At 41.8% G+C, this 24490-nt stretch carries 11 protein-coding genes; 9 read left to right on the forward strand and 2 right to left on the reverse strand.

Annotated features, from left to right (window positions below):
- Nucleotides 1-468: a hypothetical protein gene (locus tag HUN01_RS08555; protein WP_181930908.1), complete on the forward strand. Its 468-nt coding sequence runs from the start codon at nucleotides 1-3 to the stop codon at nucleotides 466-468.
- A gap of 170 nt (nucleotides 469-638) precedes the next feature.
- Here the strand turns inward: HUN01_RS08555 and HUN01_RS08560 are convergent, their stop codons facing one another.
- A complete protein-coding gene (locus HUN01_RS08560; RefSeq protein WP_069071843.1) occupies nucleotides 639-821 on the reverse strand; it encodes a hypothetical protein in 183 nt (60 codons plus the stop codon).
- Nucleotides 822-939: 118 nt separating this feature from the next.
- On the reverse strand, nucleotides 940-3948 hold the full coding sequence (locus HUN01_RS08565; RefSeq protein WP_181930909.1) for a UPF0182 family protein: 3009 nt from the start codon (nucleotides 3946-3948) through the stop codon (nucleotides 940-942).
- Nucleotides 3949-4286: 338 nt separating this feature from the next.
- On the opposite strand from HUN01_RS08565, the gene HUN01_RS36005 reads away from it, so the two are divergent.
- The 8 genes from HUN01_RS36005 (at nucleotide 4287) to HUN01_RS08600 (ending at nucleotide 24244) form a co-directional block, all read left to right on the forward strand.
- Nucleotides 4287-4475, forward strand: a complete 189-nt coding sequence (locus HUN01_RS36005; RefSeq protein ID WP_203219530.1) for a CHAT domain-containing protein — start codon at nucleotides 4287-4289, stop codon at nucleotides 4473-4475.
- Between the two features lie 10 nt (nucleotides 4476-4485).
- Nucleotides 4486-4653 (forward strand): hypothetical protein, encoded by a 168-nt coding sequence (locus tag HUN01_RS36010; RefSeq protein ID WP_257798586.1) that lies wholly within the window; start codon nucleotides 4486-4488, stop codon nucleotides 4651-4653.
- Between the two features lie 564 nt (nucleotides 4654-5217).
- A complete protein-coding gene (locus HUN01_RS08575; RefSeq protein WP_181930910.1) occupies nucleotides 5218-7254 on the forward strand; it encodes a non-ribosomal peptide synthetase in 2037 nt (678 codons plus the stop codon).
- Nucleotides 7248-12179, forward strand: a complete 4932-nt coding sequence (locus tag HUN01_RS08580; protein ID WP_181930911.1) for a type I polyketide synthase — start codon at nucleotides 7248-7250, stop codon at nucleotides 12177-12179. Before HUN01_RS08575 ends, HUN01_RS08580 begins: the two co-directional genes overlap by 7 nt.
- A 278-nt stretch (nucleotides 12180-12457) precedes the next feature.
- Nucleotides 12458-13594 (forward strand): acyltransferase family protein, encoded by a 1137-nt coding sequence (locus HUN01_RS08585; protein ID WP_181930912.1) that lies wholly within the window; start codon nucleotides 12458-12460, stop codon nucleotides 13592-13594.
- A 75-nt stretch (nucleotides 13595-13669) separates the two neighbouring features.
- The gene (locus tag HUN01_RS08590; RefSeq protein WP_181930913.1) at nucleotides 13670-16951 is read left to right on the forward strand and encodes a non-ribosomal peptide synthetase; all 3282 of its coding nucleotides are present in this window, start codon (nucleotides 13670-13672) and stop codon (nucleotides 16949-16951) included.
- Entirely contained in the window at nucleotides 16948-21237 is a 4290-nt protein-coding gene (locus tag HUN01_RS08595; RefSeq protein ID WP_181930914.1) for a non-ribosomal peptide synthetase, read from the forward strand. Before HUN01_RS08590 ends, HUN01_RS08595 begins: the two co-directional genes overlap by 4 nt.
- A gap of 544 nt (nucleotides 21238-21781) precedes the next feature.
- Nucleotides 21782-24244, forward strand: coding sequence for a beta-propeller fold lactonase family protein (locus tag HUN01_RS08600; RefSeq protein ID WP_181930915.1), 2463 nt, complete (start codon nucleotides 21782-21784; stop codon nucleotides 24242-24244).
- Nucleotides 24245-24490: the final 246 nt, after the last annotated feature.

A 24490-nucleotide genomic window follows, 5' to 3' on the forward strand; every position in this document is an offset into this window, starting at 1 on the left:
ATGCAATCCGAAAAAAATCAAGATCAGCTAGATTATAAAGTTTTGTTAGCCAATGCAAAGCAAGCCTTAAAACTTGAATACCAGAAATCAACCGCTTTAGCATCCCAACTGCAAGCTATAAAAACTCAGTTAGAGCAAGTTCAGGTTGAAAACAAAACTCTGAGGGAGAGTGCTTACGAAGATGTAATTAAACACTTTGAGGCGCGAACTCAAGCAGCAGAAGCACTAGCACTAAAAACAGAAGTACGTCAAAGATTCCTTGAAGCGAATGGTTGCAAGGATGATGAAAGCTTCGATACTCTATGGGATAGTATTAAGAATAAGATTCAGATCCAAGATGGTGAAGTGAGAATCGTTGCCCAAAATGGTACTCCTAAATTCACCTTAACGGGCAGTATGATGACTTTAAGGGATTTTATTCAATCCCTCAAACAAGACCCAATGTCTGGAAAATTTTTCTTGAGCTAGAGAGCCAGGTTAGAATAATTCGTAATTTGTAATTCGTAATTAAGTTTTGTAACTGGTATCTAAACCCAGTCACAAAACTGTCCGTTTGTTAGTTGCTATGCAAGTTAAACTGTCAGAATTAGTTAATGAAAACCTTTCGCTCGAAGCGAATTAGAGGTTGTAGCAAAAAGCTATTCATCTTCGTCTCCTGGCGGTCTTTCGCTTTCGCTTTGTTGGGCGTTCCACTCCAAAACAATGCGCTCCAGCATCTCAGATTGCGTACAGTTATTAACATCGGCGTACATTTTAATCAACTGCCTCACTTTCGGACTAATGTGGCGAATCTCTAGTTGGTTACTTTGTACCATGTTCATTAACTTTTAGTGTCTATGACATTATGTTGAACTATTAAACTATGGCTGTTGCAATAAATTTTGTTAATAGCGATCGCTCACTGTCACCTATTATGTAACTATTTAGTCTTAAAATCGCTTAACCAGGCGGGGCTGCTTCTTCAAAGGGACGGATAATCGCCGGGGCTGGTGTCACTTCTGGTTGAAAAATTCCCTGCAATGCTTGTTCCAAGGTTTGGGCCATGACAATCCGGTTTTCGTAAGCCACCACTACCCGCACTAAGGTTGGCAGACTATTCTGTGTGGCTTCTAGATAGATTGGCTCGACATACAGCAGCGATTCTTCAATGGGAATTACTAGTAGATTGCCTTGAATGGCTTTCGACCCTTGGCGATTCCACAGGGAAATTTGCTGAGAAATTACTGGGTCTTGATTGATCCGCGCCTCGATTTGCTCTGTCCCGTAAACTAGTCTTTCTTTGGGAAAAGTATATAAAAATAATTTACCGTAGTTTTCACCATCCGATCGCGCCGCTAACCAAGCGATTAAATTAGTTCGCTGTCTGGGAGTGTAGGGTAGAAGCAGAATAAATTCCTCAAAAGGTACGGTGGGTAGACTAGTAATCAAATAATACGGCTCTACCGGACGAGTTTCACTGCCATAGATTTCGTTAGGAATCTGCCACTGGTCTTCCCGGTTGTAAAATACCTGGGGATCGGTCATGTGGTAAGTCATCAACCGCTCAGATTGAATTTTAAAGAAGTCCACAGGATACCGGATATGACTGTGGAGACTAACTGGCATAGCGTTGAGCGGTTTGAAGGTGTTGGGAAATATTTTTGACCAAGTAACAATGATTGGATCGCTGGGATCGGCAATATAAAAATTCACGCTGCCGTTATAAGCATCAATCACTACCTTGATCGAGTTACGAATGTAGTTGATATTATCGCTACCAGCATCTGAGTAAGGATAGCGATCGCTTGTTGTGTAGGCATCAACAATCCAGTAAAGATAACTAGGATTTTTGGGGAAATCTTCATTAGCCGCAGCAGCTACTAAATAAGGGTCACTGTCAAATTTGAGAAAAGGTGCGATCGCTCGAATTCTTTGCTTGACATTTCGCCGCAATAGTACCCTTGTATCTGGCAAAAAGTTCCGCGTCAGCACCATCTGCCAATCTTTCAAATACATGGCAAATAACCACCGTCGCCATGCTGAACCGATTTCAACACCACCCAGACCATTGTAAGAGTTATAAACGTTGTCACTACCACTGGGGTAATCTAATTCTCGAACTCTTGTGCCAGTCATTACATAGGTATTAGCGATTTCACCGTAATAAATTCGGGGTTGCCCAATGGGAATACTGTCACGAATGGCTTCACTGGAAGTTGTCAAAGCGCTACTATCACCGCTAATATCTTTGACAAAATATTCTGGTAGCCCACCCGGCCCAACTGTATTAACTGGGCTAACAGTAAACCCAAAACCGTGGGTATAAATTAAATGGCGGTTAACCCATGTTTGAGCTTCCTGTGGTACGCCAGTGTAGTCTAACTCTCGTGCAGCAATCAGTACCTGCCGCCGTTCTGTTGACTCACTTGGTTCCTGCTGAGGTTCTGGTGGTTTTCGAGGGGCAGATGGTCGGCGGGAAGTTACATCTGTTTTCAAAGTATACCGATCAATATCGGCATCGGGGAACCGATAATATGGCCGAATTTGTTGCAGCTGACGGTTAGTTTCTAACAGTGGTCGCTGATCCCAAAGGCGAATATTCCGAATTGTCAAGTCATTCTTTTGAATATCAGCTTCAGTCAGTGTTCCTTGAGGGTTAAAGCCTCTGGAATCGATCGCCTCTAAATCAAATGCTTGGCGAGTCAAGGCGATAGTCCGCTGAATGTAGGGTTGCTCTCGTTGCAACTCATTAGGTAGGACAATTAAATATTGCACCACAGCAGGTAAAACAACATCAGCTGCTACAACTAGTACTAGATAAACCCCTAATCCGTAAAATACTAAGCGACGATACTGGGATTTGGGTTTCCAGAAAAACGTTCGCCAAAGTAGGTAAGTTGCGATCGCTACTGCCACAATGCACAAAACGGTATAAGCTGGCAACTGGGCTATCACATCCGTGTAGCTGGCACCATAACTAACACCACGGTTAGAATACACGAGTTCATAACGACTCAGCCAGTAACTTAGAGCCACTACTAGCATCAACAAGCCACCCATACCGTATAAATGACGCTGCTGCCGGGGAGAAAAACCAGGGAAAATGCCCTGACTCAAACTATCCCCTGACAGGAGATAAGTGAGAGTAACGGCGACGAAGCCATACAAACATAATCCCATCAGCCAGAGTTCTAGGAGTTCCCAAACAGGTAAAGAAAAGACGTAGAAGCTGATATCTTTACCAAATAAAGGCTCAGTGCTGTTGAAAAGAGTGGGCTGGAAATATTGCAGCACCTTTGGCCAGTGTTGGAATAAGATGAACCCAAATATGGGACTGAATACAATTGCGATCGCAGTTAATAAAAATTGGGGATAAATTAAGATTGCGATCGCTACTCCCCCAATTAAACCGAGATACCAGACATGAGAGACAATCTGCCTCAAGAGTTGCCAGATTGTCTCTGGTCGGAATAGGGTGGGAATAGGTAGACTAGCCTGATTAACTGGATAATTCCAGTAGGAAAGAGCAATTTGACCATAATGAGCCAGTATCAAACCAATTAACAAACTCAGTACAAGACTTAGGGGTAATAACCCGCGCAATCTCAATTTTTTAAAGCGTTGCGGCGAAAGTATCCGAGTTTCGTTGTGTCTTGGATTATGAGGGCTGAGAAAATTTGTTAATTCACTGGTGAGTTTTGCTTCCTCACGCCTGAATTCCTCAATCTTCAGAGACTGGGAATATTTTAGCCGTTGTGCTAGAGACAGATTTAGTAGTAGATAGGCAGCAGTTATTCCAGCCACCACTATCCACAAAACACCACGAGTCACCACCCTCAACAGAAATATTTGGAGGTAGCCAACTTCCTGAAACCACAAAATCTCTGCTCCCACGCGAGAACCCAGATCCAATAGTAGCCACAGCCCCAAGAATCCGATTAATAGTCTAAAGCCCCATTTCCAATACATTCTAGTGGCAGCCAAACTATCTGCAAAGTCAACCTTACCGCATTAAGGAAAGTAGTAAAAGGGATTGGGGACTAGGGATTGGGTTTTCAAACGAAAAATTATGAAATTGGCTCTAATCCCGAACATATTTTGGAATGTTTTCCCAGTCCTCAATACCCAGTCCCAGAGCGGTCTTTCTCCCTCACCATACTTACTCGTTGGTGGGAGACTCTTCGATGTGACTCGTTAATACTTTTCCAAAAATTATCACTACTTTCTACAATAGCTGAATTTCGCAAAGCCGATGCACCTTTTATATCCCGTCGGACATAATCTTGACCAAACTTAATTAGACGGCTTTGTATGAATCTAAAGGTCGGACTTGTAAATCAGCTTTTGGGGATGAACAAGCAAAGTTGGGTTTTGCGGGGTTAGCAATACAGACGGGTTTGAAGTCGGCTATTGCCAGTTTGTGGTATGTCTCGGATGCCGGAACTCTAGGGCTAATGACGGGAGTTTTACAGCCAATTAAAGACTGCAACGATTAAAGCAGAAGCACTGCAACAAGCACAGTTAGTAATGATTCAGGGGAAGGTGCGAATTGAAGGCAATCAATTAACTGGCACAAATCAAGGCGTATCTTTGCCAGCACAAATGGTAACCTACTTACAACAAAATATCGTTGGTAATCCCTCCCATCCGTTTTATTGGGCACCATTCACATGATTGCTAGTCCGTGGTAAGAGAAGTTCCTCAAGTATTTATTCTTCTTGTCCTCTCAAAATGAGCGAACGTACAGTTAATAATCCCATTGCAAACCATCTCTCAAGTTTTAATTTTCAATGAAGATGTATTGAAAATAACTACGATTTTTAGGAAATAGGTCAGAATAAGAGAACTAAATCTTAGAGTCAGTGCCCTTTCCCACAAATATTGTTGGATTGCGGCAAGATTTGTTGTGAAATTAGTCTTTTAATATAGGACTCCTATTTGATTTTTAAACAAAAGTCAGTACACTTTGTTACTCATTTATCTCAAAACCATATCGTACTCGATTTATATAGCTCACTGGTTTATCCAGAAATCTATATCATTAATATACAAAAGTATCTTTAATGTAAATTTTAGAACAAATTTTAATATTTTACTCAGTAATCATTCTGAATTTTGTATATTTTAGTAGTTACATTAACTGCATCGCTAACACATAAATTTGCTAAGTTAAAAATGCAGCACTAATTAAAAATCACATGGATTGCAAAAAAAATATATTTTTTGTGGAAATTAAATATGAAATCAATAACTGATTCATTAGCTCAAAACAAAAATAAATTGCTGGCAACTGAGTGTCAACCCTTATTATCAGAAAATAATTTAGAACTAGATAATTTTAAATTACCGATCTTGAAAGAATCCGAAAAATACCTACTGAACGAGTGGAATAATACTCAAACTAATTATCCTCAGCAAGGGTGTATTCATCAGCTATTTGAAGCACAAGTAGAGAAAACACCTGATGCTGTAGCACTAATCTTTAATAATCAGCATCTCACCTATAGAGATTTGAATAGTCGTGCTAATCAACTAGCACAACATCTGCAATCACTAGGGGTAGGAACAGAAATTCTTGTAGGAATCTGCATAGAGCGCTCCTTAGAAATGGTTATAGCACTTTTAGCTATCCTCAAAGCAGGTGGAGCGTATGTACCATTAGATCCAGGTTATCCACAAGAACGTTTAGCTTTCATGCTATCAGATACCCAGGTATCAATACTATTAACTCAAAAAGAACTAGTTGCAAAATTACCTACTCATACAGCATTTGTAATTTGTCTAGATACAGATTGGAATACAATCGCCCAAAATAAAAAAGAGAACCTAAGCACTAGTGTCACTGCTGATAACTTGGCTTATGTCATGTATACATCAGGTTCTACAGGTACACCCAAAGGTGTTAGCGTTATTCATCGTGGTGTAGTTAGATTAGTCAAAGAAACTAATTATGCTCACCTCACGGCTGAAGAAATCATTCTGCAACTTGCTCCTATTTCCTTCGATGCTTCAACTTTTGAAATTTGGGGTTGCTTACTGAACGGTGGGCAACTAATAATCTATCCTCCTCATACACCATCTTTAGAAGAATTAGGACAGATTATTCAGCAATATCAAGTTACTACTCTTTGGCTGACAGCCGGTTTATTCCACCTGATAGTGGATGAAAAAATAGATGCTTTGAAATCCTTGCGTCAACTTTTAGCGGGTGGTGATGTCTTATCTGTTCCACATGTGCAGAAGTTTCTGCAAACAGTGGACAACTGTCAGCTAATTAATGGTTATGGGCCAACGGAGAATACAACTTTTACCTGTTGCCATCCTATAACAGCGCCATTGCAATCAGATGTTTCTATTCCTATTGGTCGCCCAATTGCTAATACCCAAGTTTATATATTAGATAAAAACCTCCAACCAGTATCAATAGGAGAAGCTGGGGAATTGTACATTGGTGGTGACGGATTAGCTAGAGGCTATTTAAACCGTCCCGATTTGACTGCCGAAAAATTTATTTTTCACTCATTTGATAGCAATTTAGAAACGCGCCTTTACAAGACTGGAGATTTAGCTCGTTATCTTCCAGATGGCAAAATCGAATTCTTAGGTCGGATTGACAATCAGGTAAAAATTCGCGGTTTCAGAATTGAACTAGGTGAAATTGAGCGAGAAATTGCACAACATCCTGACGTTAGGGAAATTGTAGTTTTAGCTCGTCAAGATGAAACAGGTGAAAAACAGTTGACGGCTTATATTGTTCCTCAATATAACAGTGGATATACGCACAATAAATTACGTGGTTTCTTGCAACAGAGATTACCTAATTACATGATGCCATCAGCGTTTGTGATGTTAGAATCACTCCCTTTGACTGCAAATGGCAAAGTAGATAGACATAAATTGCCAGCACCAAGTAGAGAACGTCCACAACTCGAACAAGCGTACATTGCTCCGCAAACAGACTTAGAACGTTTGCTTGCAGGTATTTTATCTGAACTGCTCAAAATTGATCGCGTTGGGATTGATGATAATTTCTTTGATTTGGGAGCAACTTCAATCTCAATTCTACAAGTTGCTGCGCGAGTGCAACAGGAACTTGGTATTGATCTGTCTGCTGTGAAACTATTTCAGTATTCAACGATTGGCTCTTTAGCAAACTATTTGCATTCCAACCAGAATAGCCAACCGTCTTCTGACAAACTGCAAAATCGCGCCCAACGCCAACAAGCAGCTCGGACTCGTCGTCGTAATCATCAACAAGGTGTTAAGCAATGGTAAATATGCAAGCATCCGATAACCAAGATCCTAGTGATGGTGTTGCCATTATTGGCATGGTAGGAAGATTTCCTGGCGCTGGAAATGTTGATGAGTTTTGGCGCAATCTATGTGAGGGATTAGAATCAACGACTTTTTTTCAAGATGAAGAACTAGACCCTAGTATTGATCCGAACCTTTGTAAAGATCCTAGCTACGTAAAAGCTAGAGGAATTATTCCTGGGGGGGAAACCTTTGATGCTGCCTTCTTTGGCATTAATCCTCTAGAAGCTGTGGTTATGGACCCACAAGCTAGAGTTTTCCTAGAGTTGGTTTATGAAGCCCTAGAAAATGCTGGTTATGAATCAGAGTCTTTTGAGGGTTTGATTGGTTTATATGCTGGTTGTGGTCAAAATACTTATTTTGCTAACCACATTTCTGGACGCATGGAAATTGTCGATCGCATCGGCGAGTTCCAGACGATGCTAGCAAATGAAAAAGACTTTTTAACAACCCGCGCTGCTTACAAACTCAACCTCAAAGGCCCAGCCGTCAGCGTCAATACAGCCTGTTCCACTTCTTTGGTAGCAGTCATTCAAGCTTGTCAAGCCTTAACCAGCTATCAGTGCGATTTGGCTTTGTCTGGTGGTGTATCTATGACTACACCTCAAAACAGCGGTTATATGGCTCAAGAAGGCAGTATGCTCTCTGGAGATGGGCATTGTCGTCCATTTGATGCCAGCGCTCAGGGCACAATGTTCAATAGTGGTGCAGGAGTAGTTGTCCTCAAGCGTTTAGAAGATGCACTCAATGATGGCGATCGCATCTATGCCGTAATTCGTGGTTCAGGTATTAATAATGACGGCGCTGATAAAGTAAGCTTTACGGCTCCTAGCGTAGACGGACAAGCAGAAGCCGTTGCAATGGCTCAAGCTTATGCCAACTTCCATCCAGAAACCATCTCTTATATTGAAGCTCACGGTACAGCTACACCTTTAGGCGACCCGATTGAAATTGAAGCGCTGACGCAAGCATTTCGTGTGCATACAGATGCTAAACAATTTTGTGCGATCGGCTCTCTGAAAAGCAATGTCGGACATTTAGTTGCGGCGGCTGGGGTAGCAGGGTTAATTAAAACTGCTCTTGCTCTGCATTATAAAAAGATTCCACCTAGCTTAAATTTTGAGGCTCCCAACCCTAAGATTGACTTTGCCAATAGCCCCTTCTATGTAAATACCAAACTAGCTGAATGGCCAGAAGGTGAAACTCCGCGACGAGCCGGTGTAAGTTCTTTTGGTGTCGGCGGGACTAATGCTCATATTGTGCTGGAAGAAGCGCCACAAATTCAAAATTCTGGATCTTCTCGTCCACAGCAGCTATTGTTGCTCTCGGCAAAAACTAGTACAGCCTTAGAAGCTGCAACAGCAAATTTGCAGCAACATCTCCAGTACAATGCTGAAATTAACTTAGCCGATGTAGCTTATACCCTACAGCGAGGGCGCAAAGCCTTAAATTATCGACGTAGTATAGTTTGTCACGACATCACAGATGCGATCGCAGCGTTACAATCTTTAGATCCCAATCAAGTAAATACCCGCCATACAGAAATCCGTAATCCAGCCGTTGCCTTCATGTTTCCCGGACAAGGGTCGCAATATGTGGATATGGGACTGAATCTCTACAACCGTGAACCTGTGTTTCAGGAGGTAGTAGATGAATGTGCAGAAATCCTTAAACCATTACTGGGCGGGGATTTACGAAAAATTATATATCCCGCGCCAAGCGATCGCGAAACTGCGGCTATCGCCCTAAAGCAAACCTGCTTTACTCAACCAGCATTATTCGTCATTGAATACGCTTTAGCACAACTGTGGCAAAGTTGGGGAGTCAAGCCCCAAGCGATGATTGGTCACAGCATTGGCGAATTTGTCGCCGCCTGTATTGCGGGTGTATTCACTTTAGAAGATGCACTGATGTTGGTTGCAAATCGCGGTCGCTTCATGTGGGACTTACCACAAGGGGCCATGCTCTCAGTACGCTTACCAGCTAAAGAGGTAGAGCCGCGATTGAGTCCAGAATTAGCGATCGCCGCAATTAACGGCCCTTCCCTGTGTGTAGTTTCTGGGCCAACAGAAGCGATCGCGACTCTGCAAAAACAACTAGAAAGCCAAGAAGTTGTCTGTCGCCCTTTACACACTTCCCACGCTTTCCATTCCCCAATGATGGATGACATCATAGCCCCCTTTGCTGAGGTAGTTAGGAAAGTTAAATTATCACCTCCTCAAGTTCCCTTTGTTTCCACAGTTACCGGCGACTGGATTACAGCCCAGCAAGCAACTGATCCGATGTATTGGGCTACACATCTACGTCAGACTGTGCGATTTGCAGAGGGCATACAAACCTTATGGCAGCAACCAGAACGCGTACTGTTAGAAGTTGGGCCGCGAATTACAACTACGACCTTAGCCCGCCAACAAGCAAAAGATATTAAACAACAGATAGCCATTCCTTCTCTGGGTGATAACGCCGAGAACGAAGCCGAATGGACGGCATTACTCAAGGCAGTAGGACAACTGTGGTTAGCAGGGGTATCTATTGACTGGAGCAACTTCTATCAAAGGGAAACGCGACAACGAATTCCTCTGCCTACCTATCCCTTTGAGCGCCAACGCTTCTGGATTGATCCTCCACCTCACCCCAATCGTGCAGCAACTCCCAAACTTCCAAATCCCCAGTTATTAGAAAATACCCAAACTATGACAAAATCTCCTCAGCAAAAGCTTATTCCTCTACTCAAAGAAATTATTGAAGAAACTTCAGGATTGGAAATCGCTAGTGTTGACGACTCGACAACGTTTTTAGAAATGGGATTAGATTCTTTATCTCTGACCCAAGTCGGACTAGCGTTAAAGAAAAAATTTAAAGTCAAAGTCACACTTAGGCAGTTACTAGAAATTTACCCCAATTTAGGAACACTGGCAGACTTTATCAATTCAGCTTTGTCTCCCGAAACTCTCTCTGCATTAGGATTAACAGAAACCGTTGCAGAACCGATTCCAGAAATACCATTACCAGCACCCATAACCACATCACCCACATCGGTAGTGCATGAAGTTCATACAAATGGATCTGCACCTCAGATTTCCCCCCAACCTGCTGCATCCAGTTTCCTGGAAAATGTGATTAATCAGCAGTTACAAATTATGACTCAGCAATTGGCACTATTGGGTAACAACAGTCAATCTGTAACAATCCCAGTTGTACCTGCGGCGACATCTCAAAATAATGGTGTCAAGCCACAAAATGCTGTATCTATCCCCCCAACCCAAACCAGCAAAGAATCAGCATCGGTAGACACAGAGTCAAATGGTGCTAAAAAGGCATTTGGTGCGGCGGCTCGAATTGAAAAGACCCAAACTAAAAGTCTAACAGCGCAACAACGCACTCATTTAGACAAAATTATCCAAAGATATACACAACGAACTCAAAAATCGAAAGAATATACTCAAACTCATCGCCCTTATTTGGCAGACCCAAGAACTGTTTCTGGGTTTAACCCGACGATGAAAGAGATGGTTTACCCCATCGTGGTGTCTCGTTCATCTGGTTCTAAACTTTGGGATGTTGATGGTAATGAATATGTCGATTTAAGCAATGGTTTTGGCTTGAATTTGTTTGGTTGGTCGCCACCTTTTATTACCGAAGCAATTGAAGCACAACTCAAACTCGGTATGGAAATTGGGCCGCAAACTCCCTTAGTTGGAGAAGTGGCCAAGTTAATGTGTGAGTTGACCAACTTTGACCGAGCAGCCTTTTGCAACACAGGTTCGGAAGCGGTTCTGGGAGCGATGCGGATGGCACGCACCATTACAGGGCGTAACTTAATCGCTATCTTTTCTGGAGCTTATCACGGTATTTTGGATGAAGTAATTGTTCGGGGTACAAAGAAACTCCGGTCAATTCCTGCTGCTCCTGGTATCCCACCCGAAATGGTAGAGAATATTTTGGTGGTGGACTATGATTCGCCTGAGTCTCTAGAAATTCTCAGAAGTCGGGCTGATGAGTTAGCAGCAGTGATGGTGGAATCTGTGCAAAGCCGTCGCCCTGAATACCAGCCCAAAGAATTCCTCCAGCAATTGCGTGATTTCACGGAAGAAGCTGGTATTGCTCTAATTTTTGATGAAATCGTTACCGGATTCAGAATTCATCCTGGTGGCGCTCAAGCACATTTCGGTATCAAAGCTGATATAGCAACCTACGGCAAGATTGTGGGCGGTGGGCTACCAATTGGAGTCATTGCTGGCAAATCACAATATATGGACGCTTTGGATGGCGGGTTTTGGCAGTTTGGCGATGACTCCGTTCCAGAGGTAGGCGTGACTTACTTTGCCGGCACTTTCGTCCGCCATCCTTTAGCATTAGCAGCCGCGAAAGCAGTACTTCAGCATTTAAAAGAGAGTGGCCCCAGCTTGCAGCAAAATCTTAACGCAAGAACCGATAAGTTTGTAGCGGAACTCATGGGTTATTTCCAGCAAGTTCAGGCTCCGTTTACAGCTTATAATTTTGGCTCCCTGTTCATGGTGAAATCTGCACCAGAATTTGTCTACGGTGATTTACTGTTTTACTTGCTGCGGAATAAAGGAGTGCATACTTGGGATCACCGTCCTTGCTTCTTGACGACAGCCCATTCCGAAGCTGATCTGGCTTTTGTAATGGCAGCCTTTAAAGAAAGTATTGCCGAAATGCAGTCTGCTGACTTCTTGTCTGCACCGCCTATAGAAGTAACGAACTGCGATCGCAATGGAGCAGAAATTACCAATAACAGCCTACGCAATCGTCCTCCGCAACCTAATGCCAAATTAGGACGAGATCCCCAAGGCAACCCCGCCTGGTATATCCCCGATACCGAGCGTCCTGGGAAATATCTACAAGTTGCAAGTGTTTCCTGAAGTGTTTTGAAACAGCAATTTTCTTCAAGAAAGGAGCCAAAAATCTTCAGACACTAAGCTTTTGATATGAATTTGAGAGCTTCCTTTGATAAAAATCTACCTCACTTGGCTATGAATTAATTGATAGTTGGACATGAGGTCGTACCTGTTACATTCCTTTGTTTTGGTCAGCTTGCCCTGACCAAAACATAAGTAACTGGTGAGAAGTATATTCAGGAAACAAGTAAATAATAGCCAAATACTTACATTTCACTCATGATTAAACTTAAAAATAATCAATGTATAAACACATTAAGCCTCTTACTTCTCTGCGCGGTATAGCAGCTTTATTTGTTGTTATACACCATTTCTCTTATTACACTTTACCTAAAACTGGTTCAACTTTATTAGCCTATAGCGATTTTTTTAGAAATGGATATCTGTGGGTTGATTTTTTCTTTATTTTGAGTGGTTTTATCATGACCCATGTTTATGTTGGGGACTTTTCATTAAAGGTTAATTCGTCTAACTATCGTTCATACTTATTATCACGTTTTGCTAGAATTTATCCTCTACATATATTTATTTTGTCTCTGTTTGTTGGATTAGAAATCATAAAAATATTTTTACTACCTACTTCTGCCTTCACGGGTAAATTTAACTTAACTGCCCTTTTTGCTAACGTTTTTCTTCTACAAGCCTTCGACTTAAATTGCCCACCTTTATTTTGGTGTGATACTTACTGGAATGAACCTGCTTGGTCAATTAGCGTAGAGTTTGTTATTTACTGTATATTTCCATTTTTATTATTCTTCTTATTAAGAAATAGTCCCAAAAAAGATTTAATAATTTATAGTTTTACTCTCTTCAGTATATTACTACTAATTGCCTTTTCCCGTGGTAATTTAGATAGTATTATTGGCATACCTTCGATAGCTAGATGTGGGCTAGAGTGTGTACTCGGTATTATAACTTACAAAGTATATCATAGAGGTAATTATAAAAAGTATTTCAATCTTAATCTACTGGCAATTATAGCTATAACTTGGATAATTCTGATTATGAATTACTACTGGTCTTATTGGCGTAGCCTTCACGACTGGCTAGTTTTGCCAGCTTTTTGTCTACTGATTTTAGCTTTGTCTGTCAACAATAATGGTGTGATATCAAAGTTTTTAAGTTCACGGTTAATGCTATATCTCGGCACTATATCTTACTCAATTTATATGATTCATTGGTTTCTTCAAGAATTGTTAAAAATATTTTGGTTTTATGAATTCCACAAGGCTTTTGGCAAAGGGTTCACAGAATATGAAATATTGACATCTTTAGGAGCATTTCTTATGATTGTATTATTGACTGCATCATTGACATATAGATTTGTAGAAGTTCCTGCCCGTAATTATTTAAAATCTACAATCTTTGCTAAACAATGAATTGAACGTTAGTAGTTTATCAAGACTGATTTAAATTTAACCACATTCAACAAACTGAGAAAATAATAGAGTTTTATGAGTTTATCACCTGTAGATTACCAATCCAGATTAACTGCGGTTGATTTTGATCCTTTTGCAAATGGAGAATTACTTCTAACCGCCCCTGCCACAGAATCACAAAAAGAAATTTGGGCTTCTGTGCAAATGGGGGATGCTGCCAATTGTGCTTATAACGAATCCCAATCTCTAAGACTCAAAGGCGAACTTGATGTCAAAGTTCTCCAGTCTGCGATTGAAGAGTTAGTACAACGTCATGAAGCATTACGAACAACTTTTAGCACCGATGGCAATACACTCTGCATTGTTGCTTCTCGGCAAATTGAAATCCCTATTATTAATCTTTCTAACCTGGAACCAGAGGAAAAACAGGACAAATTAGCTAGTATCTTGCGACAAGAGGTAGAGCAACCTTTTGATTTGGAACATGGCCCCCTATTTCGGGCAAAAATTGTCAAATTGCAGCCGCAGGAGCATCTAGCTATTTTGACAGCCCATCATATTATTTGTGATGGTTGGTCTTGGGCAGTGCTGATGCCAGATTTGGGTAAACTTTATTCTGGCTTGCAACAGGGTATTGTTCCTGAATTAGAAGAACCAGACAATTTAAGTGAATATGCGACTTTGCAGGAAGAAGAGGCGGATAGTCCAGAAGCGATCGCCACAGAACAATATTGGTTACAACAATTTGCTGATTCTGTACCTGTAGTAGATTTCCCCAGCGATCGCCCCCGTCCACCACTTAGAACCTTTAATGCTGCCCGCGAAGATTGGCATTTAAGTCCCGAACTAGTTGCCAACCTCAAACAACTAGGGACAAAACTCGGTTGTAGCTTTATGACTACTATCCTGGGAGGATTTGAGGTTTGGTTGCACCGTCTGACGGGACAAAACGACTTGGTTGTTGGTATTCCAGCCGCCGGACAAGCCGCTTTGGGGCAATACAATCTCGTAGGGCACTGTGTAAACTTATTACCATTGCGTAGCCAGATTGATGGTGAAAAATCTTTCAGCGACTATTTGCGATCGCGGCGATCGGTTGTCTTAGATGCTTACGATCATCAACAATTTACCTTTGGCAGTCTGGTCAAAAAATTAGTTTTGGCGCGGGATTCTAGCCGTATTCCCTTAGTTCCCATTACATTTAATATCGATCAGGGTTTAGACAGTGATAAACTCCCCTTCACTGGGTTAGAAGTAGAATTTTTCTCTAACCCCCGTTCCTTCGAGAATTTTGAACTGTTCATCAACGCTACAGAATTACATGGTCAAATGACCCTGGAATGTCAGTACAACACTAATTTATTTGACGCTGACACTATTCGCCACCGCATGGCAGAGTTTGAAACTTTGTTATTGGGTATAGTTGCTAACCCTAATCAAAGTATTGCTAAATTACCAATTTTACCAGCAGTAGAGCAACAGTTATTAGCAACATGGAACCAGACAAAAACAGACTATCCCCAAGATAAATCTATTCATCAGTTATTTGAGGAGCAAGTAGAACGCACCCCTGATGCTGTGGCGTTGGTATTTCAAGAACAACAACTTACTTATCGAGAGTTAGATATTCGCGCCAACCAATTAGCGCAATACCTGCAAACATTAGGAGTGGGTGCAGATGTGCTTGTGGGAATCTGCGTTGATCGCTCCTTAGAAATGGTAGTAGGTCTTTTAGGGATTCTGAAAGCAGGTGGAGCTTACATCCCCCTAGATCCGGGGTATCCGCAAGAACGTTTAGCTTTCATGCTTTCAGACACCCAGATCAAATTACTCTTGACTCAAAAACAGCTAATTGACAAACTACCTGCTCACGCAGCAAGTGTAATTTGTCTAGATACTGACTGGGATACTATCAACCAAGCAACGCCAGAGAATTTAATTAGTAATGTTAAGGCTGACAACTTAGCTTATGTAATGTACACATCTGGTTCTACAGGTCAGCCCAAAGGTGTTAGTGTTATCCATCAAGGTGTAGTTAGATTAGTCAAAGAAACTAACTATGTAAACCTTACTGCCGAAGAAGTATTTCTGCAAATTAGTCCGATCTCCTTTGACGCTTCAACTTTTGAAATTTGGGGTTGTTTGCTTAACGGTGGAAAACTAATAATATTCCCTCCTCATACGCCATCTTTAGACGAATTAGGGCAATTTATTCAGCAATATCAGGTGACAACATTATGGCTAACGGCGGGTTTATTCCATCTCATAGTCGATGAAAAAATTGATGCTTTAAAACCCTTGCGTCAACTGTTAGCAGGTGGTGATGTTTTATCCGTTACCCATGTCCAGAAATTTATCAACACAGTAGAAAACTGTAAACTAATTAATGGTTACGGGCCAACAGAAAGTACAACTTTTACCTGCTGTTATGAGATTACAGCACCACTAAAGCCAGGGGCTTCTATTCCTATTGGTCGCCCCATTGCTAATACCCAAGTTTATATTTTAGACTCCCATTTACAACCCGTCCCAATTGGCATCACAGGTGAGTTGTATATTGGTGGCGATGGTTTAGCACGAGAATATTTCAATCGCCCGGATCTGACGGCTGAAAGATTTATTGCCAATCCCTTTAGCTCAGATACTCAATCACGCTTATATAAAAGTGGAGACTTAGCTCGCTATTTGCCAGATGGAAAGATTGAATACCTGGGTCGGATTGACAATCAGGTAAAAGTAAGCGGTTTCCGCATAGAGTTGGGTGAAATTGAAATTGCACTTTTGCAATATCCGGCAGTAAAAGAAGCGGTAGTAATTGTTCGAGAAGATGCTCCTGGTGAGAAAGTGCTGGTTGGTTATTTTGTCGCAGAAATTAGCCAAGATAGCTCACAAATAATCTCCGAGTTACGTCGATTCTTAAAACAGCAGCTTCCTGAGTATATGGTGCCTAAGATTTTTATGGCACTGGAAGCCTTGCCGCTAAATGCTAACGGCAAAGTTGATCGTCGGGCACTACCAAAGCCTGATTCTTTCCGTCCAGAACTGGAAGCAAATTATGTAGCGCCCCGCACTCCCATTGAGCAGCAGATTGCAGATATCTGGACACAGGTTTTAAATGTCAGACAGGTTGGGATTTACGACAACTTTTTTGAATTGGGTGGATATTCTCTACTAGGAATTCAAGTGGTTTCTCGACTGCGCCAAGCCTTGCAAGTAGAAATTCTCATGTCCAATTTATTTGAATTGCCAACGGTAGCAGATTTGGCTGAACGAGTGGAAACTCTGCGTTGGGCAACCCAAGGTGTTCAGGCTGCTGATAGTGAAAGCGCTGATGATTATGAGGAAGGTGAGCTATGAAAACATTAGATGAACTACTCTCTGAACTACGTCAGCGCGATGTCAAACTTTGGTTAGAGGGCGATCGCTTACGCTATCGGGCAGCAAAAGATAGTCTCACACCGGAATTGCTCACCGAGTTAAAAACTCAAAAAGCCGAAATCACCAACTTTCTCCGACAAATTACTACAGCTGCCAGTTCACAGATTCCCCCAATTGTCGCTTGTGAACGGAATGGCAACTTGCCGCTTTCCTTTGGTCAGCAACGGATATGGTTCCTGCATCAATTTGAACCTAATAGTTCCTCAAATAATATGCCCGTTGTGGTGCGTTTTACGGGGAATCTCAATGTTGCAGTCTTAGAGGAAAGTTTGAGAGAAGTCGTCCGCCGCCATGAAGTTCTGCGGACAACTTTTCCAGCCGTGAATGGAAAACCCACTCAAGTCATTGCCACCGATGTTTCCTTGACGCTGCCAATAATTGACTTGCGGCAAATACCAGATGAAAAAAGAGAGGCTGAAGCTCTCCTACTGGCAACTAAAGAAGCTCATCAACCTTTTGATCTCGCCAATGGGCCGATTTTGCGGTTGCTGCTACTCCGGTTGAGCGATCGCGAGCATCTGCTAATCTGGAATATGCACTGCATAGTTTGTGATGGAGCTTCTTCCGATATATTTTATCAAGACTTCACTACCATCTATAAAGCATTGTCGGCGGGAAATGCTTCTCCCTTAACTCCCTTACCAGTGCAGTATGCCGATTTTACCAATTGGCAATATCAGTGGCTCCAAGGAGAGGTTTTAGAGTCACAGGTAAACTACTGGAAGCAAAAGCTAGAAGGCAATTTACCGATCATTGAGTTACCTTACGATCATCCCCGTCCTCATGGTGTGCAGACATATCGAGGCGATCGCGCTGCCCTGCTGCTATCAAAGACGCTGAACCATGCTCTGACAGACCTGAGTCAAAAATGGGGTGTTACCCTCTTCATGACTCTCCTGACAGTGTTTGAGCTATTGCTCTACCGTTATTCTGGACAAGAAGACCTACTGATTAGCTTTGCAAGTGCAAGTCGGGGACAAGTAGAAACCGAGCGGCTGATTGGATTTTTCTCTAATACTCTTGTAATGCGGGGTAACTTAGCAGGAAATCCAACTTTCCGACAATTGTTAGACCGCGTGCGTAAGGATTGCTTAGAGGCTTATACCCATCAAGACTTACCATTTGAGAGACTAATTGAAGAACTTAGACCAGAACAACAAAGTCGGAACAGTTCGCCTTTATTTCAAGTAAAGTTCTCCCTCAATCCTCCTTGGTCAAATGGTCGGGGGATGGGAGCATTGCAACTACCTGATTTGACTATTAATTCTCTATTTGGTTACATCTATCATGGTAAAACCAAATACGATCTAACGTTAGTCTTGCGGGAACAGGATAATGGTTTGGGCATGGTATTTGATTACAATGCCGAGATGTTTGATGCCAGTACCATAGAGCGAATGTTGGGACACTTCAAAACTTTACTCGAAGGTATTGTTGCTAATCCCGATCAGCCGATATCTGAATTACCTCTGTTGACAGCACCTGAGCATCAATTATTGGTTGACTGGAATAGCAAACAGGCTGATTATCCGCAGAATACTTGTATTCATCAGTGGTTTGAGGCTCAAACTAAACGAACTCCAGATAATATTGCCGTAAGTTTTGAAAATCAGCAACTAACCTATCAGGAACTCAACCAGCGTGCAAATCAATTAGCCGACTATTTGCAAACTCTAGGGGTAAAATCTGGGGTACTGGTCGGTCTTTATGTAGAGCCTTCGCTAGAGATGATTGTGGGGCTGTTGGGTATTTTGAAAGCTGGGGGAACTTACGTATCCATAGCTCCGACATCCGGGCAAGATAGTCTGTCTTTCATTTTAAAAGATGCCCAAATACCCATAGTGTTAAGCCAAAGCTCATTGGTTGAGAAGTTCTCTGAGCATCAGGTACAAGTTATCTGTTTGGATAATGATTGGGAAGCGATCGCACTACACACAACAGAAAATCAAGATTACTATACCACAGATCAGACTCTCGCCTGTGTGATGTATGTATCCGGCGGCAATGGAAAACCCAATGGTATAGCCATTACTCACCGTAATCTCGTCACCCACAGCCTAGCAATCAGTGACACTTGGGAGTTGACCCAAAGCGATCGCCTCTTACTCTTACCTAGTATAACTTGCAATTCTTTTATAGAATCATTGTTCCCCACTTGGATTGCTGGTGCTACTGCAATTATCCAGTCTCAAGAGTTACAATCGACAGCGCAATTTTTCCCATTCATTGCTCAACAACAGATTACCGTTGTTAATCTACCTACTTATTTTTGGCATCAGTTAGTTAAAGAGCCGTCTCTATCTCCACAAACCTTGCCAGTCAGCTTGCGCTTAGTCGTGGTTGGTGGTGAAAAAGTCTCACGTAATGCTTATTTAACTTGGGTAGAAAAAGTTGGCAAGCAAGTACGTTGGCTTAATGGCTATGGATCGCTAGAAACGACTTTAACCGCCACGGTTTACGATCCGGCAACTGCCAGTGAAGCCAGTAACACTCGGCCAGAAATTCCTATCGGAAAAGCGATCGCTAACACCCAAATCTACATTCTCGATCGGCGATCGCAACCCCTGCCAGTTGGCGTTACTGGCGAAATCTACATCAGTGGTATTGGTATTGCACAAGGCTACTTTAACCGTCTCGAATTAACATCTGAGAAATTTATCCCCAATCCTTTTAGCAGCGAATCTGGGTCATACCTTTACAGAAGTGGTGACTTAGGACGCTACTTAAGTGACGGCAATATTGAGTTTATTGGCCGCCTAGACAATCAGGCTAAAATTCGCGGCTTTCGCGTTGAGTTGACTGAAATTGAGACAATTTTAGGTCAATTTCCAGGCGTGCAAAAAACTGTGGTGATTGCCAGAGAAGATGTTCCTGGGGATAAACATTTAGTTGCTTATCTTGTCCCCAAAGAAGGGGAGACTTTTGGAAGTGAGCAACTACTGAGTTTTCTCCAGCAAAAGTTGCCTGAGCATTTATTACCTTCTGCCTTTGTCATAGTCGATTCTCTAGCATTGAATGCTAATGGCCAAGTTGATCGTAAAGCTTTACCTGCGCTCAATCCAACTAATTCTAAAATAGAAAAAATATTTGCTACAGCAGAAAACCCTTTACAACTTCAATTAACAGAAATCTGGGAAAATGTTTTAGGAATTCATCCGATTGGAATAACAGACAACTTTTTTGATTTGGGTGGACACTCACTGCTGGCAGTCCGTCTGTTTTCTGAGATTGAAAAGATTGTAGGCAAAAACTTAGCTCTCTCTATCCTCTTGCAAGCCCCAACTATTGAGCAATTAGCTAATATTGTTGAGCGAGAAAAATCCTCAAAATCTGGGGTTGCTGCGACAGCAACAGCTGATGTCAAGCCTGAAATATCAATTCCTTGGTCATCTTTGGTACCTATTCAGCCCAACGGTTCTAAGCCTCCTTTTTTCTGTGTACATGGTTTGGGTGGAGAAGTTCTGCGTTTCCGGGAATTGGCAGTGCATTTAGGTTCAGATCAACCATTTTATGGACTGCAACCACAAGGGTTAGATGGAAAGCAACTTCCTTATACCCGAATAGAAGATATGGCAGCGCACTACATTCAAAAAATTCAGACTATTCAGCCCCATGAGCCTTATTTAATCGGCGGATACTCCTCTGGGGGTATCATTGCTTATGAGATGGCTCGGCAATTGGCCATGCAAGGTAAGAAAGTAGCTTTACTAGTTTTATTTGATACCTACGGTTCAAAAAATATTGAATCTGTGCCATTGCAAAAGCCAGCCTCTCGTCATTGGAAGAGTCTTTTAGCAATTGCATATAACAGTCTTATTGAGCAGGTAAAAGGAAATACAGAGCGGCTTAAGTATCAAATCAAAGAGATACTGTGGCGGATTGTCTTTCACTTTCACCTGATTCTCGGACGCCCCTTACCTTACTCCAACCGGAAATACATGGTGGAAAATGCTACCATACAAGCGCTCAGAAAATATGTTCTACAAGTTTACTCCGGTCGAGCAACCGTATTCCGAACAGAAGATGGTCTTGTAGTTGGACAACGAGAGGCTGATGCCAAAATGGGTTGGGGTAAATTGGCATTAGGGGGAGTGGATATCTATGATATTTCTGGGATTCATAATTCCATTTTTAAAGAACCCCATGTACGATCTGTGTCCGAAAAAATGAAGGCTTGCATAGATCAAATTATTGCAGAAAGCTGAATATTTCTATACTTATAGGAAATATGTAATTCAGTGAGGTACAAAACTTAAATTTCTAAGCCAGATATAAAGCCTGTTTTGCTTCTGAATCTCCGAATTTAAGTAGACTATCAAAGTTATTTCTGAATTGTCCTTTAGTGATAGCTTTCCAACCTCATCTCGCTTGCGGGATGGGGTTGTTTCATTTGCGGGTAATAACTTCAACCATATATATATAGATGCGATCGCCAATGAAGCCTTTGCATAAACCATAAGCTGGGCTTTACTCAATCTATTGAGAGATCACCCTGATTTAGACAATAAGTTGTATTGTGCATTCCTACTTTGCTAACAAAAAATTTTATTTTTACTAGCAGAAACTAAATTTAAAGAATCACTTAACCAAATAAAATAACCTCATTCTAGTCAAGGGTAGGATTGTTTAATTCTGGGCTATTAGACTGAACTTAAATATTAACTAAGTTAGTGAATATACTGAAGTCAAATACTGATTTGATCTCATAAATTAGGGCGAACAAATAGTAAGTATTAATCAGTTAAGAATATGGCAGACAAAATTCCAGATTTCGTAGAAGTTCAAAAAGATGGCATAGACGGTGTTGATGGGCTTGCTGGTACTAGATCCGTTATAGTGACTCCCGACGGTAAATTTCTTTATGCATCTGGATATAATGACTCGGCAATAGCGGTGTTTGCGCGAAATGCCCAAACAGGCAAGCTGAGTTTTGTGGAATTTCAAAAAGATGGCATAGATGGTGTTGATGGACTTGCTGGTGCTGAGTCCCTCACAGTCAGCCCCGACGGTAAATTTCTCTATGCAGTTGGATATGACGACTCGGCAGTAGCAGTGTTTGCACGGGATGCCCAAACAGGCAAACTGAGTTTCGTAGAATTCAAACAAGATGACACAGACGGTGTTGATGGGATTGGTGGTGCTAGATCCGTCATAGTGACTCCCGACGGTAAATTCCTCTATGCATCTGGATATGATGACTCGGCAGTAGCAGTGTTTGCACGGGATGCCCAAACAGGCAAGCTGAGTTTCGTAGAATTCAAACAAGATGGCACAGACGGTGTTGATGGGCTTGGTGGTGTCTACTCCGTCACAGTTAGTCCCGACGGTAAATTCCTCTATGCAGCTGGATATGATGACTCGGCAGTAGGGGTGTTTGGACGGGATGCAGAAACAGGCAAACTGAGTTTCGTAGAATTCAAACAAGATGGCATAGACGGTGTTGATGGGCTTGATGGTGCCGAGTCCGTCACAGTCAGCCCCGACGGTAAATTCCTCTATGCCACTGGATATAATGAATCGGCAGTAGCAGTGTTTGCACGGAATTCCCAAACAGGCAAACTGAGTTTCGTAGAATTTAAACAAGATGGCATAGACGGTGTTGATGGGCTTGCTAATGTTGAGTCTGTCACAGTCAGTCCCGACGGTAAATTCCTCTATGCAGCCGGATTTAATGACTCGGCAGTAGCGGTGTTTGGACGGGATGCAAAAACAGGCAAGCTGAGTTTCCTAAAAGTTCAAAAAGATGGTGTTGATGGTGTTGATGGTGTTGATGGTGCTTACTTCGTCACTGTTAGCCCCGACAGCAAATTCGTCTATGCAGCTGGATATTATGACTCGGCAGTTGCGGTGTTTAATAGCCTTCCTAACAATGTGCCAGTCTTGTCCAAGGCGATCGCTGACCAAGAAGTTAGTGAAAATAGTGTTTTCAACTTCACTATCCCAGATGACACGTTCACGGATGTGGATGTCGAAGATATTCTCAGCTACACTGCAACCCTGGAAAATGATGAACTACTACCCACTTGGTTGAACTTCAATCCTGCTACCAATAGCTTTAGTGGCACTCCGACAAATAAAGATGTGGGTAGTTTAAGTATCAAAGTTACCGCCAAAGATATTACTGGAGATCAAGCCAGTGATGTGTTTAAACTTGCGATCGCTAAAAATGATATTGATGACTTTGGGTCTACTACAAATACCCAAATAACAACAATTTTCCAACTAGTCAATATTACTCAGAATATCTTTATCGTCAACAGTAAAGTTAAGGGTCGTAAAGGAAAGCTCTCTCTTAAGATTAAAAACAACAATTCTAAAGAGGTGAATGAACTGTGTGTATTTGCTGTTGACGATGATGAAGGTAGAATTAACGGCATAGCCCCTGGTGCAGAGGGTTATACGCGAGTGGCTCTAGAGCGTTCAAAGGTAATTTTCTCCTCCATTGCTAAACTTCCCAAGGGTTTTAAGAACGCCGATCTGAAAAATATCTTAGAATTCGAGTCTGGTACGAAGCTCAGATTCTATCTGATATCCAACAGTACTACTCAGGCTGTACTGTCTGGAAAAAGTTCTTTCTCAAGTGTGGTTTTTTCTTCAGCTACAAGTAACAACACAGAAGAGGAAGGATTTTCTCTCAACTTCAAGGATTTCACTGTGACAGTTCAGACAACAGAAGAAGAGGTATCTTTAGGTACTGGTTTGCAAGGCAAATATCAAGGTGAACTGATTGATTTACGAAGTGTGACGCAGTTAGTAACAGCCGAGTTTACAGTCAACAGAGAAGCAGCTTACAACAACTTTGTCGGCTTCTATCAGGTGGCTGATGAGAATGGTGGTATTGATACCAATGGTGATGGCAAAGCAGATATTCTCGTTGGTCAGGCTGGTTACGCCCAAGCCGCTGTGCGTGGGCGTGTTACAGGCATTGACTTGGTAGCGGACAACCAAGGTACTGCAAATTACACTGGCACTTTCGGTCCGAATTCTTTGTTTGCACCATTTATTATTGTGGATGGTAAACCCGATGCTATTCTCAATGGCAATGGCAATAAGAAGGTTTACTTCTCATTCTTGGGCGCTAACTCAGATAAAGTAGATCACATTCGACTGTTGGGAAATAATACCTTTGGTTTTGAGGATTTGCCAAATGGTGGTGACAAAGATTACAACGATGTGATTGTGCAGGTAAAATTGAGTGTTAATCCTGCCTAGTATTAAACACGAGTAATTACTTAGTAAAATCAAACAACCTCATCCCGGTTGCGGGGTGGGGTTGTTTTATGTACAGCAATTAAATTGGCTTGATATTAATTAAACTAGTGAATTTACTGAAGGCAGTTATTGTCTTTCCTTCATAAATTTAATGGTTGATTCCTCTAGGGTGACAAAAAATCTTCACCTTTACTTTTTCAGTTAATTTTTATTAAATTAAGCTAGCAAAAAAGTGATGGAGAATTC

Origin of the sequence: Nostoc edaphicum CCNP1411, from assembly GCF_014023275.1 — a bacterium.
Lineage (GTDB): Bacteria > Cyanobacteriota > Cyanobacteriia > Cyanobacteriales > Nostocaceae > Nostoc > Nostoc edaphicum_A.